Genomic DNA, 22,191 nt, shown 5'->3' on the forward strand with positions numbered 1-22,191 from the left:
ATAGGTTGTAATGTGATTTGTATTTATAGAAGGTTAGATTGTTAATTGGCATTATCCAATCTGGAATGCTTTCAGATTAATCCACTGATTAAGGATTATAACGGTCCTGCCTGTGCGTATGTTACTGGACCGCTAGGTGGCTACACCGCCAACAGTAAAGGTGAACGCTTTATTGAATGTGATTACTGGAGCGGACAGATGATGTGGGAATTTTATCAGGAACTTGAAAGTGGTAATGGTCCTGTATTCCTTAAAGTTGATCATCTGGCCGAAGAGACTATCCAGACGATTGAGGAGATTTTACATAGCAATGAGCGTCCGAGCCGAGGGCGTTTTCATCAAGGGCGAGGCACAAATTATCGTCAAGATATGGTCGAGATGCATATTTCCGAGATTGGTTTTTGTAGTGGGCACAGTGCATCCGGCGTATGGGTGAACGAGAAAGCGGAAACTTCGGTCAAAGGCTTATATAGTGCGGGTGATATGGCCGCTGTACCGCATAATTATATGTTAGGTGCATTTACCTATGGTTGGTTTGCTGGAGTCAATGCCGCGCAATACGTGATGGATGTCGAAGACAGCAAGCTAAATCAGGCGGAGATTGAACAGGAAAAAGCCAGAATCTATGCGCCGTTATCTCGTCAGGAAGGGTTATCACCTGAACAGGTCGAGTATAAATTACGTCGCTTTGTGAATGATTATTTACAGCCGCCCAAAACACGACAAAAGATGGAAATCGGTTTGCGCCGTTTTGAAGAAATCAAGCAGGATATTTTGCAGATTGCGGTCCACAACCCACATGAGTTGATGCGCGCCGCAGAGGTATCTGTGATTCGGGACTGCGCTGAAATGGCAGCTAGAGCATCACTCTTTCGGACTGAAAGTCGTTGGGGGTTATACCACTACCGTGCAGATTTTCCCGAAAAAAACAACGAAAACTGGTTTTGCCATGCGCATCTGAAAAAAGATGAACAAGGCAATATGGTGAGTTTTAAAAAGGCCATTGAACCCTATGTGGTTCCGATTCATGAAAGTGAAGCACAGTCCTATGATCAGCTTCGTATCCAGAAAACGCATAAAGAAACTGTGACAGGTTAAACAGAAGGATCATGACAAATGGCACTTATTTTTAAAGAAATTAATCATCGTAGCGTCGCTCCAGTTTTGGTCGATGAAGATAAATGTATTGCTGACAAGGGATGTACGGTTTGTGTAGACGTCTGCCCGCTGGATTTACTGGCGATTGATCCGCATACCCAAAAAGCCTTTATGCAGTTTGATGAATGCTGGTACTGCATGCCGTGTGAAAAGGACTGCCCGACAGATGCGATTCAGGTCAATATTCCATATTTATTGAAATAATTTATTGGAAGAATGACCTAGAGGGTTAACAGCTGCATTCATAACATCGAAAAAGGATAATACATGTCTATTCAATACCCACAAGTGCTTGATCTTGATGAAGATGATCAAGAATTTTTTAGGCAGTTGAACACGAATGATGAAAAAATTCGTTTCATTACCCTGATGCACATTGCAGAAGAAGAACGCGAAGAACTTTTACCATGGTTACATTATGCACTACAGCATGATCCCGCAGTGATCGTTCGTCAGGAAGCGGCAAAACGACTAGAGGGTTGGGAGGATTCAGCATCCTTACAGGCATTGGCAAATGCCTTGAATGATGACTCAATGATGGTGGTCGATGCGGCGACACAAAGCCTGAGTGAAGTAAAAAATCCTGAATCTGCCGAGATCCTTACACCTTATCTGGACTCCAATAATAGCATGGTAAAAATTGCCATATTGCGTGCGCTTAAACCATTACGATCAATTGCTTCATATGACCGTATTTTGCAACATACCCAACATCGCGATATTCATGTACGTCGCGAGGCAGTCAGTGCTTTAAGCTGGTTGCAACAACAGCAGGCCGTAGACATTCTGGCTGATATTGCTCAGAACGATATTGATCAAGAAACACGTCGTATTGCGACTGGGGGGCTGAGCTATACTCAGCAGATATCGCCGCAAGTCAGCACTGCATTAGGAAGTGCTTTACACGCTCCTGATTGGCAATTGCGGGTCGAAGCAGCTTTGACCATCGGTAAACTTAGGGCAACTGCACTTGAGCAAGCCTTATTACCATTATTGCTGGATCCATACTGGCAGGTCAGAATTGCGGTGACCAGAAGTCTGGGATTGTTAAAATCAAGATTGGCGCTGGACGGTCTGGCAGAAAATTTCAAGCATGAGATCAGTAATTTACGTAAGGAAGTTGCACTGGCACTGGGTGAGATTGGTGGCGAGCAATCTACGCAACTACTCCGCGATCATGAACAGGATTCTGATCCTGAAGTGCGTAAAGCAATTCGTATCGGTCTGGATCAGATTCGGGAATATGCGCATGCAACTTAAACCGAATATCCATGTCGATGTACAACAACATACCGTTGCATTCAAATGGCCCGATAAGGATCTGTTCATCACCCATCAACAACTTCGCGAAATCTGCCCTTGTGGTTTCTGTAAGGCCAAACGTCTACGTCACCAAGCGGATGTAGATGCACATACTGTGCAAGTTACCGCTATGTTTGATCAGGGGTATGGCGCTCAAATCTGTTTTAGTGATGGACATGATCAAGGTATTTTTCCATGGGTATTTTTGAAAAATCTTGATCTATAGCTGATTTTTTGTTTTAGCCTATTGGCTAAAAGTTTAGGGTCTCCTTATTTACTTTTTTCCTTGCTAAACTTTGTAAAATATGGCTTTGATATTGGGATGTTTATATCTTACTTAAATAGGTATAAGCATCTTTGATTTTTTTGCCTTGCCCATCATAAAATTAGAGATATTATTTTTATCACCATAAAACAATCAACCAAGTGATTGCGATCAGGCTTAAGGCAACAAATTGAGCAGCGCTGCCCATATCTTTGGCATTTTTAGACAGTTCATGTTTTTCAAGTGAAATTCGATCCACCACAGCTTCAATCGCAGAATTAAATAATTCAACAATAATGGCAATGAAACCAACGCCAATCAGTAAAATCCGTTCAACTGGGCTGAAATCCAGACTGAAATTCACCACCAATAACACAATATTCAGCAAGATAATTTGTCTAAATGCGGCTTCGAGTTTAAATGCAGCTTTAAAACCCGAGATGGAATAGCTTGTCGCATTGAGAATGCGCTTGATGCCGTTTTGACCCTTGTATGGAGAAGGAGAGGTGGTTTTCATGGACATTTACCGTTATCAAATGATGCTTTGAAGTTTGAAGAATTTTACTTAAGACTATATGAGGAATGTAGAAATTTTTTGATGATTGTTATCGATCTTCAACAACCTGATTTAAAAAAAGGTTGATTGGGTAGCATGCCGATATAATTTGACAGGGTGATGACGTTTTGATGTTTTTTTGATGAAGAAAAGCCCTTAAAATCGCAGTCTTTATACATAATCTCCATGATTTATCCGTTTTTTTTCTGCTCTGAAAATTTATATTAAAAATACTTGTATTTAAATAAAGACTCATTGATTATCAATAGATTATTCAAGTTGATCATCGTTGCAACTGAACATTTTTATTTGACATTTCGCTCCCTTACATTGGAAGTAAAGCGCTCATGCTCTCCAGATTTTTTATTGATCGTCCCATTTTTGCTTGTGTACTTGCCATTATTGTCATGGCGGTGGGTTTGTTTTCAGTTTTAAATTTGCCTGTTGAGCGTTATCCAGATATTGCGCCACCACGGATTACGGTTTCTGCAAGCTATAGCGGTGCCGATGCACAGGCTGTTGAAGATAGCGTGACTCAAGTCTTGGAGCAACAGATCAAGGGAATTGATCATTTACTGTATTTTAGTTCCAGTAGTGATGCCAATGGTAGCAGTCGCATCAGTCTGTATTTTGCGCAAGGGACAGATCCTGATGAAGCACAGGTTCAGGTGCAAAATGCCGTGAATGGTGCGATTAATCGTCTTCCAGATGATGTACAGCGTCAGGGGATTACGGTTCGTAAATCCTTAAGTGATTCATTTATGGTGATTGGATTGGGTGACCGTTCTGGTCGCTCAAGCAATATTGATATTTCTGATTATTTAAGCAATAACTTTGAGCTGAATCTAAGCCGTATCGAAGGTGTCGGTGAGGTTAATGTTTTTGGTTCGCAATACGCGATGCGGATCTGGCTAGATCCGACCAAACTTAGACAATATCAACTTATGGTCAGTGATGTCCGTACTGCAATTGAAAATCAAAATACCCAAGTTGCGGCAGGGGCAATTGGTGAATTACCAGCCAGCCATGATCAATATTTGAATGCCAAAGTGACATCGGGTTCACTGCTGCAAACGCCAGAACAATTTGAAAATATTATTATCAAAGCCAATCAAAATGGCAGTTTTGTCTATCTTAAAGATGTAGCAAGGGTTGAGGTCGGTGCTGAAAACTATCAGGTGTTTAACCGACTTAATGGTTATCCAGGTTCAGGATTATCGATTTCCCTTGCAGTAGGTGCAAATCTGATGCAAACCGCAAAAGCGGTGTACGCCGAAGTCGAAACCCTCAAGAAAAATTTGCCAGACGGTTATTTTGTGATTTATCCACGTGATGACACGCCGTTTGTCAAAGAGTCAATCTCCCAAGTCGTGTCAACATTGATAGAAGCCATCGTGTTGGTGGTCTTGGTCATGTTTTTGTTTTTACAAAATTGGCGCGCCACCTTAATCCCCGCGATCACCGTCCCTGTGGTGATATTAGGGACATTTGCGATTTTGTCCGTTCTGGGGATGAGTATTAATACTTTGACCTTATTTGCCATGGTACTCGCAATAGGTTTATTGGTCGACGATGCCATCGTGGTGGTTGAAAATGTCGAGCGGATTATGCATGAGCAACAGGTCGATGCCAGACAAGCCAGTATTGAGTCCATGCAGGAAATTGGTGGCGCTTTGGTGGGGATTACTTTGGTGCTCACCGCGGTTTTTATTCCGATGTCATTTTTTAGTGGCGCAACGGGAATTATTTATCGACAATTTTCGATTACTCTTGTCGCAGCGATGGCACTGTCTTTAATGGTCGCTTTGATCTTAACGCCTGCTTTATGTGCTGTACTTCTCAAACCCCAAAACAAGCAGTTCCGATGGGCGCAGTGGTTTAATCGCAGTCTGGATAAACTTAAAAACCATTATTTAACACTTTCTAAAAAATCCATTGATTTTAAATATATTTCTGGTGCTGCTTTTATCCTCTTGATTGTCAGCTTTGTTTTGATTTATCGGGCATTGCCGACGAGTTTCCTGCCACAGGAAGATCAGGGCGCCTTAATGGTTCAATTCACTTTACCTGAAGGGACGCCATTGAGTAAAACTGAAGAAGTTGGTAAACAAATCTCTGATTATTTTCAGACCACTGAAAAGAACAACACCAATGGCATTATGGTGATTAATGGTCGTAATTTTTCAGGAACAGGGCAAAATCTAGGGCAAGCCTATGTATCATTAAAACATTGGGATGATCGTAAGGGTAATCAAAATAGCGCACAACAAATTCGTGCCAGAGCTTCGAAATATTTTTCAAAAAATAATCAGGCACGAATTAATGTCTTAATGCCGTCAGTGATTCGTGGTTTGGGGAATTCAGATAAAGTGGATTTCTGGATACAGGATGTCAAAGGTTTGGGGCGTGACAAACTGATTGCTAGTTTTCAAAATCTACAACAGCAAAGTGCAAAGAGTCAGCAAGTCAGCAATCTTGATAAAAAAGGTAATGATGATCAGGCGGTATTAAACATTAAAATCGATCATCGGATTGCGATGGCCAATGGTGTCAATGTCAATGATATCAATCGAACTTTATCAACCGCATGGAGCGGTACTTATATCAATGACTTTATTGATCGTGGTCGTATCAAACGGGTTTATTTGCAAGGTGATGCCCCTTATCGCTCTAAACCTGAAGACTTAAGTTACTGGTTTGTCAAAAATAGCCAAGGTCAAATGATCCCGTTTAATCAGTTTAGTGCTGTGCAATGGCAAGGTGCGCCGCCCTTGTTGGAGCGGTTTATGGGATATCCTGCGATTGAACTGGAAGCCGATGCTGCCAATGGTTCTAGTACAGGTCAGGCGATGCAGCAGATCAGCCAAATGGTTACTGATATGCCAGATATCGGTTTGGCATGGAGTGGGCTCTCATATCAAGAATTGCAATCGAGTCATCAGGCGATCTGGCTATATATTATTTCGATTGCATTTATCTTTTTATGCTTGGCTGCGCTCTATGAAAGTTGGTCGATTCCAACCGTGGTGATGCTGGCGATTCCATTAGGCATTGGTGGAACCATTCTGTTTAGTTATTGGTTTAACTTTGCCAATGATATTTATTTTCAAATTGCTTTACTGACCACGATTGGCTTGTCTTGTAAAAATGCGATTTTGATGGTGGAATTTGCCGCGAACTTGCAAGAGCAGGGTGCCAGTGCAATTGATGCTGCCTTAAAATCTGCGGGTTTGCGCTTACGTCCTATTCTCATGACTTCACTGGCTTTTGGTGCAGGTGTGGTACCGTTGATGTTTTCTACGGGCGCAGGTGCGCTCAGCCGTCAGGCCATTGGTTATAGTGTTTTTGGTGGGGTGTTATTCGGCACGATTCTGGTTCTTCTATTCATTCCATTGATGTATGTCGTGATTCGCTCTATGTTTAAATACCAGCCAGCTAAACGATGAAATCAAAAAGATTATCTGATGAAAAACAAAACCAAAAATTGAACGGCTGAATCTTGATTGAAAATTTGATAGCCGTTCAAGTCATCGTTACCTTTTTGATATGTATTCGATCGATTAATTCAGGTAAAAAATAAAATTAAGTCAGACAGAATAGTCTAATTTTTATTCGTGTCTAGGCATACTTTATAAGCATAAACAGATGAAGTTTGAAGCACTGCTTCAGTTTTTGAGGGTCGATCATGAATGCTGCGCTTTTGTCTCAAGTCTATGAAGCGATGACTCAATTTGATATTGAGCGAGCTATTACATTGGTTGCGGGCATGAAAAAGGCAGATATTGCCGAAGTGTTAGAACACATGCCAGCACAATTCAGTTGTCAGCTTTTGGAACACTTACCGCGCCGTGCGAAAATCTTTGCCAAAATTGATCCTGCTTATCAAGCCAAGTTGGTACATGAGTTTTCACGAGCGAGTTTAGCTGAAATCGTCTCTGAAATGCCCTCAGATAAGCGTACCGATTTATTCAAACGTCTGGATTCTCAAGAACAACAAGCTTTACTGCCCGCGTTGGCTCAAGCACAACGCGAAGATATACGCCGTCTTTCGACTTATCAGGAGGAAACCGCTGGCGCAATCATGACATCAGAATATGTCACGCTAAATCAGGACATGACTGTTGCAGAGGCGATGCAGACGATCAGGTTACAGGCACCTGATGCGGAAACCATTTATGAATCTTATATTATTGATGAAAAACGTCATCTGATCGGGGTAGTGTCATTGCATGAACTGGTTTTAGCGCCCTTACAACAGTTGATTCGAGAGTTAATGAATACTGATGTGGTTAGTGCCTATGTGGATGATGATCAAGATGAAGTTGCTAAGAAAATCGCGCATTATGACTTAATTGCACTTCCAGTGATTGACCATCAAGGGACTTTGTTGGGTATTGTAACTTATGACGATGCCATGGATGTCGCCAGTGAAGAAGCCAATGAGGACTTTTTAAAAGTGGGTGGGGTAGAGGCTTCAGCACCCAGTTTAAATATCAAGGAAGCATCGCTTTTCTTACTTTATCGTAAAAGAGTATTTTGGCTGGTGATTCTGGTCTTTGGCAGTTTGTTATCAGGCTTAGGGATTTCACATTTTGAATCGGTGATTCAATCTAATATTGTATTGGTTTTTTTCTTGCCATTATTGGTTGGAAGTGGAGGAAATGCAGGCTCGCAATCGGCCACTTTGATGGTTCGTGCTTTAGCCACGGGTGACGTGGTCATGAAAGACTGGTTTAAATTGCTTGGTCGAGAATGTCTGGTCGCCTTAGGGTTAGGAATTACCATGGCCATTGCAGTCGCAATATTAGGCTATATTCGTGGCGATGCGATGGTCGCATTAGTGCTCATTTTAAGCATGATCGGCATTGTCTTGATTGGTAGTATCATTGGAATGAGTTTGCCTTTTATTTTAGATAAACTCGGTTTAGACCCTGCTAGTGCATCAGCTCCATTAGTCACTTCGATTTGTGATGCAACAGGAGTGATCATTTATTTATTTATTGCTGCTCAGTTGTTGAATCAAGTGAACATCTAGAGAATTACGATCTACTGACATTTCATTCCTAGTTGTAATATCTGTGAAAGATCACCAGACCCTTGATGAAAGTCAGAACAAAAATACTGGAATGCATTAAACTACTTCAATCCATTTGATTTAGAGTTTTTATGACGGAACAAAAAAAATTAACAGAACACGAAGTCATTAAGCTAGAGCGCGATTTGGCCAAGTTCGCCAATATGATGGATAGCGTGGTGCGTATTCCTTTTACCAAGCAAGGCGTAGGAGCAGATGCCGCCTTAAGTACAATTCCTTTTGCTGGCGATGCAGCAGGATTTGCGTTGACTTGTTATGCCATTTACAAAGCCAGGCAAATTGGCGTACCGCAACATAAGTTGAATCCAGTAATAAAACTGGCTGCGATGGATGCGGTGGTAGGCTGTATTCCAGTTGCAGGAACATTATTTGATATTTTTATTCGCCCGAGTCGCAAGGCGCTGGATATCGTACATGAACATATTCGTGAAGAATATCAAATTCAAAGTCAATCACATCTGATACACCCGTATCTGCATGAAGCGCTGGAAAGAAAACAGCAACAGTCTGCATTTTGGCGAAATCCTGTGGTGAGCTGGATTTGGTTGCATTTACCAGATTTGATTGGATTGATTTTTCTAATATTCTTAGTCGCCGGTCTGTGGATGGGAACGCATTATCTTTGGTCACTGTATCAAAGTCGTCAGTGATTGTGATCCCATCAATAAAAAATGCCAGTCAATCAGGACTGGCATTTTTTTCATTGCTTCATTAACTTATGGACAATTTAACTGTTGCAACGCAGCAACACGTTGTTCAATGCTCGGATGAGTATGAAACAATGCGGCTAAACTAAAGCCTTGTTCTTTACCTTCAGCAATCGCAAATGCTTTCATTTCTTTTGGCATTTGATCAGGCAGTTCAGATTCAGCTTGTAGGCGTAACAATGCAGAGATCATGGCTTGTTTACCGGCTAAACGTGCACCTGCTTCATCGGCACGGTATTCGCGTTGGCGTGAAAACCATAGCACAATCGTTGAAGCCAAAATACCAAACACGATATCCAGTACAATGGTCACGACAAAATAACCCATGCCTGGCGCTTCGCCGTCTTGGCGACCAAATACGTTACGATCGATAAAATCACCAATCACGCGCGCAAAGAACATCACGAAGGCGTTGACGACACCTTGAATCAGAGCAAGCGTGACCATATCACCATTGGCAACGTGACCAATCTCATGTGCCAGTACTGCACGTAATTCGTCTTTATTCATCCGCTCAAGCAGACCACTTGACACAGATACAAGCGCATCGTTTTTGTTCCAGCCGGTTGCAAATGCATTGGACTGGTAAGAGGGGAAAATTCCCACTTCGGGCATTTGAATGCCTGCACGTTGCGAAAGTTCTGCAACAGTTTGCAATAACCATGCTTCCGCCTGATTACGTGGAGCATTCGGATCGATCAATTCTGTGCCTGTGGTTTTTTTCGCCATCCATTTAGACATGAACAGTGAAACGAGAGAGCCAACCATACCAAACACAAAACAGATGACCAAGAGGTTGCCTAGATTTAAGCCACCCGCGCCATGGTAACTACCGACACCGAAGAGTGACAAAATAATGCCAGCTACAACCAGTACCGCGAGGTTGGTTAGCAAAAACAAACCAATCCGCATCATTGAGTAAATCCTCTTTTAGGGTATTAAAATAAAATACAGCATGATCCTAAAATCATTAGGCTAAATATGAGGGGCTTTTCTTAAAAATTCAAGACCTATTATTTTATTTAAGGAGTTTTTAAGTTAACTATTGTATGTAGTCTAACTCTCTAATTTGAAATATGAATTCTGGCAGATGCTGTCGCATTATCAGTCACATAGGTACCTGGCGCATCGGTAAAACTGTTATTCGACACAGAAATAACCTGACGACTATATTTAGTTGGGTTATCGGTACGCGGATTAGCGGCTGTCGCCGAGCTATAATTGGCAGACTGGGCGATAATTTGAGGCGCTGGTGTGGTCGTCGAACTATTACTCACCCCTGAGGCGTAAAGATTGTTAAAGCGACTGGTCACACGGTGCACATAGTCTTGTGTTTCACGAAAAGGGGGAATGCCACCATATTTATCGACATTACCTTCGCCTGCATTATACGCAGCCAATGCGAGTTGAGTATTACCATTAAAGCGTTTCAGCAACCAGCTTAAATATTTGGCGCCGCCAAAAATATTTTCGTAGGGATCATAAACATTAGACACATTAAAACGCTTCGCTGTCGCAGGCATCAGTTGCATTAAACCTTGTGCACCTACAGGCGAGCGGGCATTGGTATTAAAACCCGACTCAGTATGCATGACGGCTTTAATCAAACCTTCAGAAATACCATGCTGTTGAGCCGCCTGACGAATAATTTGATCAAATGCATTCTTATTTTTACTATAGCTTGGTAAAACGGCGGCTTCAGAGTTGCCCCAGTTGCGATAAGAATGAATATTACTGTCTGGATAATACGTGGCTTTAATTTTTGTCAGTGAGCGATCCGAACTTTTTCGATTGGTCAGTAAGGTGCCGCCCTCTCGATCCTTATAAATGTAAATTTGTCCAGCATGCGTAGCTACAGTCATTATGGCTGTAACGACTGCCCCCAAAATAAAATGTAAAGAAAAATGCACACTCTTTTTCATTGTATATTATTCGCTGTATCAAAATGTGTAACGTCACGTAATCTAGTTTAACAAAAAAAAGTAAATTGGCTAGATTTGATGTTAGTTTTTTTTAAAGCTGTTTGACAAATAAAATCAAGTTTTTTTGTCTGAATCTTCATCAAAAAAAAATTAAAAAATATTTTAGAAAAGTCTGCTTGACATGATTAAATTGTTGAAAAATATAAATAAAAATAATTGATTAAAAAATGATCAATTTAAACAAAAGCCTTATTTTCACATCACAATACTTTGTCAAGCCTAAAGAAATCCACAATTTTATCCACAGGTTTTGTGGAAAACTGTGGAAAAGTCCAAAATATAAGCATCTTGACCAAATCTTACTCAATCAGGCTTAATTTTTTCTTTAAAGCTCACCAGTATAAATCTTAAAAATGACAAAGCAGAGAAATTAAAATTCTTTAGGTGCGCTTCATGGATGAATCGGATAAAATTATGCGGTATTTTTCTTATGGTAACGTGTGTCTATGTACTCGCCAGTTGAGTCCGATCAGGGATTTAATTTTAAACCTGAGCTGCCAACCAGTTCAGCATATTATCGTTTGCTCAAAAAGCTCCGCCGTCAGGTCGGTCATGCGATTCGTGACTTTAAGATGATTGAGGATGGCGATAAAGTCATGGTGTGTGTGTCTGGTGGCAAAGACAGCTACACTTTGCTGGATATTTTATTGCAGTTTAAACGTATCGCGCCGATTAATTTTGATATCGTTGCAGTAAATTTGGACCAGAAACAGCCGGGTTTTCCAGAAGATGTTTTGCCACGTTATATGGAAGAAAATCATATTCCCTATTACATTTTGGAAAAAGACACCTATACCATTACCAAGCGTTTAACCCCTGAGGGTAAAACCTATTGTGCCGTTTGCTCACGGTTACGTCGTGGTTCGCTTTATGGTTTTGCTCAGGAAATTGGGGCGACCAAAGTCGCGCTTGGACATCATCGTGATGATATTATTGCGACTTTCTTTTTAAACCTGTTTCATGGCGGTAGTCTGAAGGCGATGCCACCCAAACTTTTATCTTCAGATAAAAAGAATATTTTGATTCGTCCTTTGGCCTATGTTGAAGAAAAAGACATCATCAAATATGCCGAAATGCGTCAGTTCCCAATTATCCCATGTAATTTGTGTGGTTCTCAGGAAAACCTGCAACGTGCCATGTTGAACGACATGTTACGTGAATGGGACAAACAGTATCCAAAACGCCTACACAGTATCTTTGGTGCTTTGCAAAATGTCTCACCATCACAATTGGCAGATCGTGAATTGTTTGATTTTGAAGTACTTGATTCACAACGTGAATTGGATTTTAAAGACCCTGAAGAAATCAAGAAAAAACTGGATGTTGTTAATCTGAGTTTTGCTGCCGAATAAGCGATTTAAATGCTAACTTACTTATAAGTTAGCATTTTTTTTACACAATGAGTTTGAAAATAATCAGAAATGAATGGTGCGTACAAAAAAGGTTAGCTCAAAATAAAAAGAACGTGCTATAACAATGCACAAGCAAATTGCTTCAAAATGATGTTGTCTATGCTTGATTTAGTCAACACAAGGAATTGAACAAATATATTTGAGGAAAAAACATGCCTGCATTTTTAACTGATGACTGGTTTTCTACTGTCGACCAATTAACTGCTGAGGCAGGTGACTTAAATTTACCACCAGCATTGGCGAATTTGGCAATTAATCTTGTTGTTACCGATTCTACTGGCAACACCGAATTAGCTTTAGATGGCGGAAAAATTCAAAAGGGTTTGTCATCAAATGCAAAAACAACATTGAATATGGATGCTGAAACTCTTCGTAAAGTGTTTCTAGAGTTTGATATGGCTGCGGCTATGCAGGCATTTATGACGGGTAAAATTAAAGTACAGGGTGATATGTCTCAATTGATGGCATTGCAGACTGCTAAACCGAGTCAGGAACAAAAAACTTTGTTCAAAAAAGTGCTTGAACAAACAGCATAATCGTGCGGTATAAAAAAGCTTAGTCTGTTTGGACTAAGCTTTTTTTAACACCAACAGACTTTAAGATAAATCCAAATATTAAACATCAATCCAGCGTTCACTGGTTTTAATGTGCTCTACATAGGCTCGAATGCGAGTGACATACTGTACAGCCTGACGATAACGACCATTACTGGCTTTATTACGATTTAAATAATCATAAAAAACTACCCAGTTATTTGGGTTCTTACCTTGATTTTGTAAACGCTTCTGGATCTGACTAACGGCCCCTGGCCCCATGTTATAAGCCACTAAGGCATACCAGTTACGGTCTGGGTAGGGGATATCCTGATATTGACTGAGCATCAGATCATAATATTTTGCACCACCCTGAATACTTTGTGCTGGATCAACACGATCGGTTACACCCATGGCCCGTGCGGTATTGTTGGTGAGCATCATCAGCCCACGGACACCTGTAGGTGAAACTGAATTAGGTTTCAGATACGATTCCTGATAACCAATTGCAGCCAGTAGTTGCCAATCCAAATCATACTTTTCAGCAGTTTTCTTGAAACTTGCCTTATAGATCGGTAAGCGATTATCTAAATCACGTTTAATGGTGGGCCATGATTCAGGCGTGACCACGTTGCGATTATAAAATGACGCTAATTGGCCGGTAATACCGTTTTGTTTGCTTTGACAAATAAATCCACTGGCTGTTTGTGAAAGTGGATCGTCGGCATATTTAAATACCCAATTCAATTGAGTATTTAGACCATTTTTGGCCAAATTGGCGTCGTCACCGCAACTGGCTGAAAATGAAATCAAATGCTTATTTTCGACCGTTTTAAAAGTTGCAGTAGTCATGGCAAAGTTTGCTTTGCCTTGTGCAACCATATTTAAGGCGGTCGCATTGTCTTTCACAGTTTTAAAATTCAGCTTAACATTTAAACTTTTTGCATACTGTCTGGTAAGGTCATAACCAAAACCATGTAAAAACTGACCTTCTTTGAACACAGTCGTGGGAGATTCAACTGCGACAACGGTGAGTGTACTGCTATTTACGACATCATTATATTGATGTGTTTTCCCCGCATTAATACTATGAAAAGGAATGAGGGCGGTGCTTAGCGCTAAGGCTCTAAATGGGATGGACGGAAATAGTGAATTTAGGCCAAGCCTCGATCCAGTGGTTGAACTACTGTGCATGTTGTCTCCGCTACAGATAATTTACGCCCTAAAAATCCAGACAAAATGCTTCCAGATTTTCAACAAGTTGGTAAATCCAAGAGGGGTGGGCAGTCATGACGTCATTCAAAAAATGACTATAGAAAAACTGACACTATGTAGAAATACTACATAGTTTAAAAAATGACCAAATGTAAGTCAGGGCGAATAATAATCACCTTGAATCTAAATGTCAAATATTCTGCATAAAAAACATACCGACCAATTGCTAAGTTAATGATTTAAAAAAGAGATGTATTTATATAATTTCTACATGTTGAAATCACGGATAAAATGCTAATTCTTGTAAAGACAATGTTGTGTTTTAGTTGGTGGAGATCATGAAATTTCACTTAAAGAGCATCGTCGGCGCAAAACCAAACCAGTTGGCTTTTTTTAAAGGGCTGGTATGAGATTCATGCAGATGGATCTGAGTAACTGATCCCAATGATATACCAGTTTTTCTTGCCAGAAGGGGTTAAGACCTGTACTTCATCATCGATGCTTTTTCCTAAACACGCTTTTGCCATAGGTGACTGGAGGGAAATGTAATCTTTGCGACCATAAATTTCTTCATCGCCGACAATACGAAACTGAATGGTTTCTCCGTCATCATTTTCTAACGCCACCCATGCACCAAAATATGCTTTACCGTCTTGTTCGGGACTATATTCAACTTTGTGTGCAATCTCAAAAAGTTTGGTCAAGTATCTGATTCGACGATCAATTTCTCTTAATTTTCTTTTATTATAGTGGTAGTCTGCGTTTTCAGAGCGATCGCCGAGACTGGCTGCCCAAGACACAATACTAGTAATTTCAGGTCGTTCTTTACGTACCAGATGATTTAACTCATCTTGCAAACGTTGATAGCCTTCCGCTGTTAATAATTTTCGGTTCATCCACCCCTCCATATTTAAAAAAAGTAACTGATTGTACCAGTCCGCAAACTGGTGGTCATTTTTATCTCCAACAAGTTAAAACTGCATTGTAAAGTTTTGACAAGTTTTTTATGTTTTCAGCACTTTGAATAATGGAATGATCACAACCCGAGGTATCTTAAGCATAGGCTGTCGAGTTAAAGCCTGAGCTATACATCATACTGTATAGCGTTTACTCAAGCCTAAGTCCGCCAAGATACGACGATACATCGTTGAAGAGCGATCGGCTTCAAAATGTGCTTCCATCATCAAATCAAGCGGTAATTCTTCAGGCTTTTGTGCTTCCACCATGTCTTGATCCTCTGCAAAAATTTGTGCATTAAAGTCGTACACAGCTTGTAAATCACCTGTTGTGTCAAAATTACGAGTGAGTGGTACAAATAAACGAGTTTTATTATGAGAGATTGGACAGCAAGCATTTAAAATCTTGAGGATCCCATCATGAGGAAAATGAACAGTTAATATGGCCGAAAATGGTGGATAAACATCAAACACACGTTTCCATAAAAAACCTTCAGGAGCTAAATGCTGCAAACCGTGCGGGTAGTTACTTACATCGCTGACATATTCTGTTTGGAGGCCATAATCTGTTTTGATAGTTGAATATTTAGGAACGACAGGATTTTCACGGCTCGCAAAAGCTTCGTGATGTACCCATGCAAAATGTGCCACATCAATAAATCCTTCAAGCTGACGACCACTCGAACCTGCGATATCTACATAAGGTGGTAAAATGGCTTGATGAGCTGGATCTTCCCATGTATCAAGCACTGGGAAATGAGCAGATTCGACATCGTGGTTTTGGATGCTGGTCCAGATCAGCCCATATTTTTGCACAACAGGAAATTTGCTTAGACGAAATCGATCTGAAATCTTGGTGAGCTCTGGCTGTGCAGGTATTTTTGTACATTTGCCTGCTGCGTTATAGCGTAAACCATGATAAGGACACACAATTTCTTCACCTTCCACCCATCCTTTTGTTAAAGGAACACCACGATGTGGGCAAATATCCCGTACCAGATGGATGTCGCCAGATTCAGTTTTATACAATGCCATTTTGACATCTAACAATGTCACTTGTTGCGGTTGAGTTGAAACATCTTCAATGCGAGCCACTGGATACCAATGTTGAGAAAGAATTTCCCAATCCCGATCTTCGAATTGGCTATTGCACGGTTTATTGATTAAATTGATCACTGGGATGGCATTCATGGCTGCACCTTGTAGATAATTTTGCTGAGATTGGATGCAGTATTGAATAGATGCTGTATATTATCTATTAGAATGATTTGTATAAACTGTTCTAAAAAACAGAATGATCTTAAACGTGATGTATTTGCTAGGCCATGACATTGATGAACGTCCCATTTTCACGCTTTGCTGAGTACTTTTTGGTGGTGGCTGAAACCGAAAATTTACACAAAGCGGCAGAACAGCTTTTTATTTCTGTATCAGCTGTGCACCGCCAAATTGCGCTCGCTGAAGAACAATTAGATATTGCACTTTTTGAACGTTTGCCCAATGGTTTAAAACTAACGCTCGCAGGTGAATTACTTTATTCAGATTTGTTACGTTGGAAAAAAGAATTTCAGCAAACCCGTATTCGTTTTGATGAGATACAGGGGCTAAAGCGTGGTTCCATCGAATTAGGATTGATTTCTGCTTTGAGTGATGGCTTTGTGATTGAATCCTTAGCCGATTTACAGCAGCAATATCCGTGGATTAGCTTCAATATTCATACCCATGAAAGTAAAGTGATTATTCAAAAAATTATCAACACCGAAATCGATTTTGGTTTGATTTTAGATCCTATCATTCATACTCAACTTGAGGTTTTATCTTTCATTGAAATTCCAATCGGTTTTGTCATGAGTCCAGATCATGCTCTTGCTACCCAGTCCAAACTCACACTGGCGGATACCTTTGAAAGTCGTCATATCATGGCAGATGCTCCTTTAATTATTCATGAGCGAGTGATGGCTATGTATAAAAAGCAGCATATCGTGCCTATACATCAAACCCTGACCAATGATATTCGTCTTATGATTTCCATGTTAAAAAGAAATATGGGCATTGCAATTTTAAGTTATCTGGATGTTTACACAGCGGTTGCAAATAAAGAGTTAGTGTTTGTTCCGATTCATGAAAAGGGCATTCAGCCTTTAACACTGGCGCTTTGTGCAGGGCAACGTCGTCAACTTTCCAGAATTTCTCAAATCTTGATACAACAATTGAGTCGAAAGATGGAAACATTAAAAGTCCATGTTAACGACCAAAAATAGTTTGTAAGCCTACTAAAGGCTTCACATGAATTAAAAATATCGGTTACTTATGGCTGATTTTGCTTAATGGCTTGCAAACCAGCTAGAGAGAACGTCATGAGATGTTGAAGTAATTGCTGTGAGTCCATCTGAGAAATATTTTGTAGCGGTGTTGGAACATTGTTGCTGGCAATAATCAGCATCATACATGGTGCAACGACACTTAGCACACAAGGCAAAATTGAGGGATGGTTTTCATCTAGTCCTGAGACCTGACTGATAATTTGGCGAATATAATGAAATTTTCTGGCACCATCATGTGCCATGAATTGTTCTAAATAAGGGGAAGGGGCAAATAACTCACGAATAAAAACTTTACTATGCCAAAGATCTTTTTCAACCAATTTCTGAATGAGTGTTTCAAAAAAAACTTCCAGTTTTCGAGTAGGAGAGAGTGAGCTTTGTACTAACTCCGCCAATTGCTGTTCGTCGATATAATGTCGATGGGCTTCTACCAAAACTGCTTTATATAAGCCATCTCGTCCTTCAAAATGATAATTAATTGCGGCAAGATCGACCTGAGCCAGTTGGGCAATTGCTTTATTGGTGGTTTGAGCTAAACCTTCTTGCGCAATTAAATGACCTGCTGCTTCAATAATTTTCGCTTTTGTTAAATCACCATCGCGGCGACGAGATCTGGACATAAGATAACCTAAATCAAATTTTGCTTTTTAAGTATATATTTTTTTGTCAAGTTGAGGTAATTTAAATTTAAATTGAATTTAAACTTTAATAATTTTATTCAAGGCGACTCACATGAAGAAAAGTGTCATTTTGACTATATTGGTCGTTCTGATCATTGCCCTAGCATTTGTAGCCTATTGGTATTGGAATAAAGATAAATCTTCAGAACAGGAGTTGACCTTGTATGGCAATGTTGATATTCGACAAGTGTCATTGGCGTTTGAACAGGCGGGGCGTATTCAGCGCTTAAATGTTCAGGAAGGTGATCAAGTTCATCAAGGGCAAATATTGGCAGAGCTTAATACCGATGCACTTGATATACAAAAACAACAAGCACAAGCGCAATTGAATGTACAAAAACAAGCCGTTATTGCACAGCAAGTAGGCACTCGACCTGAACAAATTACCCAAGCTCAAGCACAGTTGGCTTCTGCACAAGCACAGCTTGAAAAAGCCACTAAAGATGTTCAGCGTTTACAGTCATTGAGTAATAGTACCGCAGGGCAAGCCATGAGTCAGCAGGAACTCGATTTTGCTAGAGCCAGCCAGAAGACTGCTGCTGCCACGGTCAAAGAACAACAAGCCAATCTTGTTTTGTTAGAAAAAGGGGCAAGGGCTGAAGATCGGGCTGCCACCAAAGCACAATTTGACGTCAGTCAGGCGAATCTGAATTTGATTGAATATCAATTAAGCCAAAGTGTATTACGTTCACCAGTCAATGCTGTAGTACGCGCTAGATTACAAGAAGTAGGGGATATGACCACGGCTCAAAAAGTCGTTTATACACTGGCACTCACAGATCCTAAGTGGGTACGTGTCTATGCCAATGAACAGCAATTGGGTTTAATCAAAATAGGAAATCAGGCGCAAATTTTTCGTGATTCACAACCAAACCAGCCGATTTCGGGCAAGATTGGTTACATCTCTTCTGTAGCAGAATTTACACCTAAAACAGTGCAAACGGAGGATATTCGAACCACTTTGGTTTATGAGGTTCGAGTTTATGTAAATGATCCTCACGACCAATTAAAAATGGGTCAACCTGTGACCGTTAAAATTGCCAAGACGCAGTGAGTAATTGCTTATGAATGACTTGCTAAACCATACATCTGATGTGGTGATTACGCAAAATTTGCGACAGGTCTTTCGCGCAGAAAATAAAAAAATGCCTGATATTTGTGCTCTTCAGGATTTAAATATACAAATAAGATCAGGGCAACTGACTGCTTTGGTCGGACCAGATGGTGCAGGGAAAACCACATTTTTGCGTTTAATCGCGGGGTTGTATCAACCCACTTCAGGTTCTTTACAGGTATTAGGGATTGATATTTGCCAAAATCCGCAAGCCGTACAGAATCGTATTAGTTATATGCCACAACGGTTTGGTTTATATGAAGATTTAACTGTTCAGGAAAATCTAGACCTCTACGCAGATTTGCATGGCGTTCCCCTTGAAATACGCAAACAACGTTTTGCTCGATTATTAGAGATTACAGATCTTAGTAAGTTTACCCAAAGACCCGCGGGCAATCTATCTGGTGGTATGAAACAAAAACTGGGTTTAGCTTGTACTTTGGTCCGATCACCCGAGTTATTACTTTTTGATGAACCTAGTGTAGGGGTTGATCCTTTGTCCAGACGTGATTTATGGCTGATTATTGAACAGCTAGTGAAAGAAGAAAGTTTAAGCGTAATTATCAGTACCGCATATATGGATGAAGCCGAACGCTGCGCTGAAGTTTATGTGATGTATGACGGGAAAATACTGCAACAAGGAACGCCACAGTATTTAAGCGAGCAGGTTCGAGGACTAACGTGGCAGGTCAAGCCGCCCGAGCAGATGAAAGCACGAGAACTACAAGCCCATTTATTGGACAATCATTCATATATTACGGACGCGGTACCTAAAGGAGATGAAGTTCGATTTATTACCCGTCCTGATCATCCTAAATTACCCGATGAACAATTACCAAAGGGCGCGGTAGTTTCAGCTCGAGAACCTGAACTTGAAGATGCTTTTATGTGGTTTTTACATCAGGCACAGCAACATGCTCCTACCACGCTTCAGTCCGCACATGATTCGGTTTCTACGGTGCAAATGACGGATGTTCAAGTGGCTAATGTGCAAGTGGCTAAGGTACCAGTTGAGTCTGTAATTGTCGTTAAAGATTTAGTACGAAAGTTTGGGGATTTTACCGCTGTGGCTAGCACCTCTTTTGATGTCAAACGAGGAGAAATTTTTGGTTTGCTTGGCCCAAATGGTGCGGGTAAAACCACGACATTTAGAATGCTATGCGGGTTGTTACCTGCAACAAGCGGGACACTTGAAGTTGCTGGATTAAATTTGCGTCATGCTCGAGCAAAAGCACGGGCGCGTATTGGTTATGTTTCCCAAAAATTCGCACTCTATGGAAATTTAACAGTTCTGGAAAATTTAAAATTTTTTGGTGGAGCTTATGGTTTATCGGGCAATAAGCTCAAACAACAAATTGAAAAAGCCTTACAACAATTTGAACTTCAGCCACAAGCCAGAAGTGGTGATTTACCCAATGGATTTAAACAGCGCTTGTCGATGGCAGCTGCTTTATTGCATCAACCAGAAATTGTCTTTCTGGACGAACCGACAAGTGGCATTGATCCTTTAGCCAGACGAGCCTTTTGGTACACCATTGGGAAACTAGCTGATCAGGGTATGACGATTATTATTACTACGCACTTTATGGAAGAAGCAGAATATTGTGACCGTATTGCGATACAGGATGCTGGCAAGATGCTGGCTTTGGGTTCTCCAAAACAAGTTCGTCGACAAGCAGGCACAGGCAGTAGTAGTGATATGAATCGCGCGTTTATTGCAATTGTAGAGCAATCTCGTGCCCATCAGCAGGAGCCGGTCTGATGAAATGGTCAGCTTCCATTTTACGTGTGGCTGCTTTAACGCGTAAGGAAATCCAGCAACTACTCAGAGATAAAAGTAGTTTAGCAATTGGTCTGATTTTACCGCTAATTTTGATTCTATTATTTGGTTATGGCTTATCTTTCGACTTAAATAATGGCCGGGTAGGCGTGGTCGCACAAAATATTACGCCTCAAAGTCAGCAATTACTTGCAGGTTTAAATGGAACGCCCTATATCACCGCAACGCCTTATAGCAGTTTTTATCAAGCTGAACAGGCGATGGGACGCGCTGAAATAGATGCTATTGTCAATTTACCTTCTGATTTTGCACAGCAAAGCGCACAAAATACTGCAACCATACAAGTCATTACTAATGGTCGATCAACCACCATTGCCTCTGCTTTACAGGGATATATTTCAGGTGCATTGCAAACAGCGCAAATCATTCAGTCTGATCGAAATAATATGGGCTCAATGCTGGGCCTGATCAGTGTCGAACAGCGTATGTGGTTTAATGAGTCAGCAAATAGTACTTGGTTTTTAGTTCCTGGATTAATGGTATTGGTATTGACCTTGATTGGTGCATTTCTCACTGGATTATTAATCGCGAGGGAGCGAGAGCGGGGAACGCTCGAAGCTTTATTTGTGACACCAGTTCGACCATTGGAAATTGTTTTATCCAAATTGATTCCTTATATCGTGATTGGCATGATCGATATTGTGATGTGTTTATTGGCTGCCAGTTTGATTTTTGATGTTCCCATTCGTGGCTCATTACTTTCGATTATGAGTGCTTCATTTTTATATTTATTGGTTTCATTGTTATTGGGATTGACGATTTCAGGTTTTTCTAGCAGCCAGTTTCAAGCTAGTCAAATCGCTTTATTGGTCAGTTTTATGCCAGCAATGATGTTATCGGGATTTGTTTTTGATACACGAAATTTACCTTGGTTGGTGCAAACGATTAGCCAAATTTTGCCTGCGACTCATTTTATGTCTTTAATTAAAACGCTATTTTTAGGCGGAGATGACTGGGGACTTTGGCTAAAAGAATGTGGCATTTTGATGGTGTATGTCGTGATTTTAATGACAGCATCCTGTCGATCACTCAAAAAACGTCTGGAGTAACAG

General features: G+C 40.6%; 19 protein-coding genes and 1 pseudogene. 13 read left to right on the forward strand and 7 right to left on the reverse strand.

The window, feature by feature from the left end; translation table 11 throughout:
* Window positions 1-51 precede the first annotated feature (51 nt).
* The 4 genes and pseudogenes from I6L31_RS16025 to I6L31_RS16040 form a co-directional block, all read left to right on the forward strand.
* Window positions 52-1,098 (forward strand): annotated as a pseudogene (locus tag I6L31_RS16025) (fumarate reductase/succinate dehydrogenase flavoprotein subunit); the annotation flags it as partial.
* An 18-nt stretch (window positions 1,099-1,116) separates the two neighbouring features.
* Window positions 1,117-1,362, forward strand: coding sequence for a 4Fe-4S dicluster domain-containing protein (locus I6L31_RS16030; RefSeq protein WP_004990164.1), 246 nt, complete (start codon window positions 1,117-1,119; stop codon window positions 1,360-1,362).
* A 63-nt stretch (window positions 1,363-1,425) separates the two neighbouring features.
* Window positions 1,426-2,418, forward strand: coding sequence for a HEAT repeat domain-containing protein (locus I6L31_RS16035; protein WP_005003451.1), 993 nt, complete (start codon window positions 1,426-1,428; stop codon window positions 2,416-2,418).
* Window positions 2,408-2,686 (forward strand): gamma-butyrobetaine hydroxylase-like domain-containing protein, encoded by a 279-nt coding sequence (locus I6L31_RS16040; protein WP_005003454.1) that lies wholly within the window; start codon window positions 2,408-2,410, stop codon window positions 2,684-2,686. Before I6L31_RS16035 ends, I6L31_RS16040 begins: the two co-directional genes overlap by 11 nt.
* A 178-nt stretch (window positions 2,687-2,864) precedes the next feature.
* Here I6L31_RS16040 and I6L31_RS16045 read toward each other — a convergent pair whose 3' ends face one another.
* Entirely contained in the window at window positions 2,865-3,242 is a 378-nt protein-coding gene (locus I6L31_RS16045; protein ID WP_005003455.1) for a diacylglycerol kinase, read from the reverse strand.
* 386 nt (window positions 3,243-3,628) lie between these two features.
* Here I6L31_RS16045 and I6L31_RS16050 point away from each other — a divergent pair, with 386 nt between their 5' ends.
* The 3 genes from I6L31_RS16050 (at window position 3,629) to I6L31_RS16060 (ending at window position 9,026) form a co-directional block, all read left to right on the forward strand.
* Complete coding sequence (locus tag I6L31_RS16050) at window positions 3,629-6,727, forward strand: efflux RND transporter permease subunit (protein ID WP_005003457.1); 3,099 nt, start codon at window positions 3,629-3,631, stop codon at window positions 6,725-6,727.
* A 239-nt stretch (window positions 6,728-6,966) separates the two neighbouring features.
* Window positions 6,967-8,316, forward strand: coding sequence for a magnesium transporter (mgtE, locus tag I6L31_RS16055; protein WP_004990145.1), 1,350 nt, complete (start codon window positions 6,967-6,969; stop codon window positions 8,314-8,316).
* 131 nt (window positions 8,317-8,447) lie between these two features.
* The gene (locus I6L31_RS16060; RefSeq protein ID WP_004990144.1) at window positions 8,448-9,026 is read left to right on the forward strand and encodes a DUF4112 domain-containing protein; all 579 of its coding nucleotides are present in this window, start codon (window positions 8,448-8,450) and stop codon (window positions 9,024-9,026) included.
* A gap of 66 nt (window positions 9,027-9,092) precedes the next feature.
* Here the strand turns inward: I6L31_RS16060 and htpX are convergent, their stop codons facing one another.
* The gene (gene htpX, locus I6L31_RS16065; protein WP_004990141.1) at window positions 9,093-9,998 is read right to left on the reverse strand and encodes a protease HtpX; all 906 of its coding nucleotides are present in this window, start codon (window positions 9,996-9,998) and stop codon (window positions 9,093-9,095) included.
* Between the two features lie 149 nt (window positions 9,999-10,147).
* On the reverse strand, window positions 10,148-11,005 hold the full coding sequence (locus I6L31_RS16070; protein ID WP_004990140.1) for a lytic transglycosylase domain-containing protein: 858 nt from the start codon (window positions 11,003-11,005) through the stop codon (window positions 10,148-10,150).
* 506 nt (window positions 11,006-11,511) lie between these two features.
* On the opposite strand from I6L31_RS16070, the gene ttcA reads away from it, so the two are divergent.
* On the forward strand, window positions 11,512-12,417 hold the full coding sequence (gene ttcA, locus I6L31_RS16075; protein WP_004990137.1) for a tRNA 2-thiocytidine(32) synthetase TtcA: 906 nt from the start codon (window positions 11,512-11,514) through the stop codon (window positions 12,415-12,417).
* A gap of 212 nt (window positions 12,418-12,629) precedes the next feature.
* On the forward strand, window positions 12,630-13,013 hold the full coding sequence (locus tag I6L31_RS16080; RefSeq protein WP_004990135.1) for an SCP2 sterol-binding domain-containing protein: 384 nt from the start codon (window positions 12,630-12,632) through the stop codon (window positions 13,011-13,013).
* Window positions 13,014-13,091: 78 nt separating this feature from the next.
* On the opposite strand, the gene I6L31_RS16085 is transcribed toward I6L31_RS16080, so the two are convergent.
* The 3 genes from I6L31_RS16085 to I6L31_RS16095 form a co-directional block, all read right to left on the reverse strand.
* Entirely contained in the window at window positions 13,092-14,204 is a 1,113-nt protein-coding gene (locus tag I6L31_RS16085) for an MltF family protein (RefSeq protein WP_004990131.1), read from the reverse strand.
* Window positions 14,205-14,638: 434 nt separating this feature from the next.
* Window positions 14,639-15,121: a transcription elongation factor GreB gene (gene greB / locus I6L31_RS16090; protein WP_005003461.1), complete on the reverse strand. Its 483-nt coding sequence runs from the start codon at window positions 15,119-15,121 to the stop codon at window positions 14,639-14,641.
* Window positions 15,122-15,316: 195 nt separating this feature from the next.
* Window positions 15,317-16,372, reverse strand: a complete 1,056-nt coding sequence (locus tag I6L31_RS16095) for an aromatic ring-hydroxylating oxygenase subunit alpha (RefSeq protein WP_005003462.1) — start codon at window positions 16,370-16,372, stop codon at window positions 15,317-15,319.
* Window positions 16,373-16,515: 143 nt separating this feature from the next.
* Between I6L31_RS16095 and I6L31_RS16100 the strand changes: the two genes are divergently transcribed.
* Complete coding sequence (locus I6L31_RS16100; protein ID WP_004990125.1) at window positions 16,516-17,442, forward strand: LysR family transcriptional regulator; 927 nt, start codon at window positions 16,516-16,518, stop codon at window positions 17,440-17,442.
* A gap of 47 nt (window positions 17,443-17,489) precedes the next feature.
* Here I6L31_RS16100 and I6L31_RS16105 read toward each other — a convergent pair whose 3' ends face one another.
* A complete protein-coding gene (locus I6L31_RS16105) occupies window positions 17,490-18,125 on the reverse strand; it encodes a TetR/AcrR family transcriptional regulator (protein ID WP_004990122.1) in 636 nt (211 codons plus the stop codon).
* Window positions 18,126-18,237: 112 nt separating this feature from the next.
* On the opposite strand from I6L31_RS16105, the gene I6L31_RS16110 reads away from it, so the two are divergent.
* The 3 genes from I6L31_RS16110 to I6L31_RS16120 are packed head-to-tail and all read left to right on the forward strand — an operon-like array spanning window position 18,238 to window position 22,188.
* A complete protein-coding gene (locus tag I6L31_RS16110; protein ID WP_005003464.1) occupies window positions 18,238-19,239 on the forward strand; it encodes an HlyD family efflux transporter periplasmic adaptor subunit in 1,002 nt (333 codons plus the stop codon).
* A gap of 10 nt (window positions 19,240-19,249) precedes the next feature.
* Window positions 19,250-21,061, forward strand: coding sequence for an ATP-binding cassette domain-containing protein (locus I6L31_RS16115; RefSeq protein ID WP_005003466.1), 1,812 nt, complete (start codon window positions 19,250-19,252; stop codon window positions 21,059-21,061).
* Window positions 21,061-22,188 (forward strand): ABC transporter permease, encoded by a 1,128-nt coding sequence (locus I6L31_RS16120; protein ID WP_005003468.1) that lies wholly within the window; start codon window positions 21,061-21,063, stop codon window positions 22,186-22,188. The genes I6L31_RS16115 and I6L31_RS16120 overlap by 1 nt, the downstream gene beginning before the upstream one ends.
* Window positions 22,189-22,191 lie beyond the last annotated feature (3 nt).

It is taken from the genome of Acinetobacter septicus (genome assembly GCF_019355975.1).
Classification (GTDB): domain Bacteria; phylum Pseudomonadota; class Gammaproteobacteria; order Pseudomonadales; family Moraxellaceae; genus Acinetobacter; species Acinetobacter ursingii.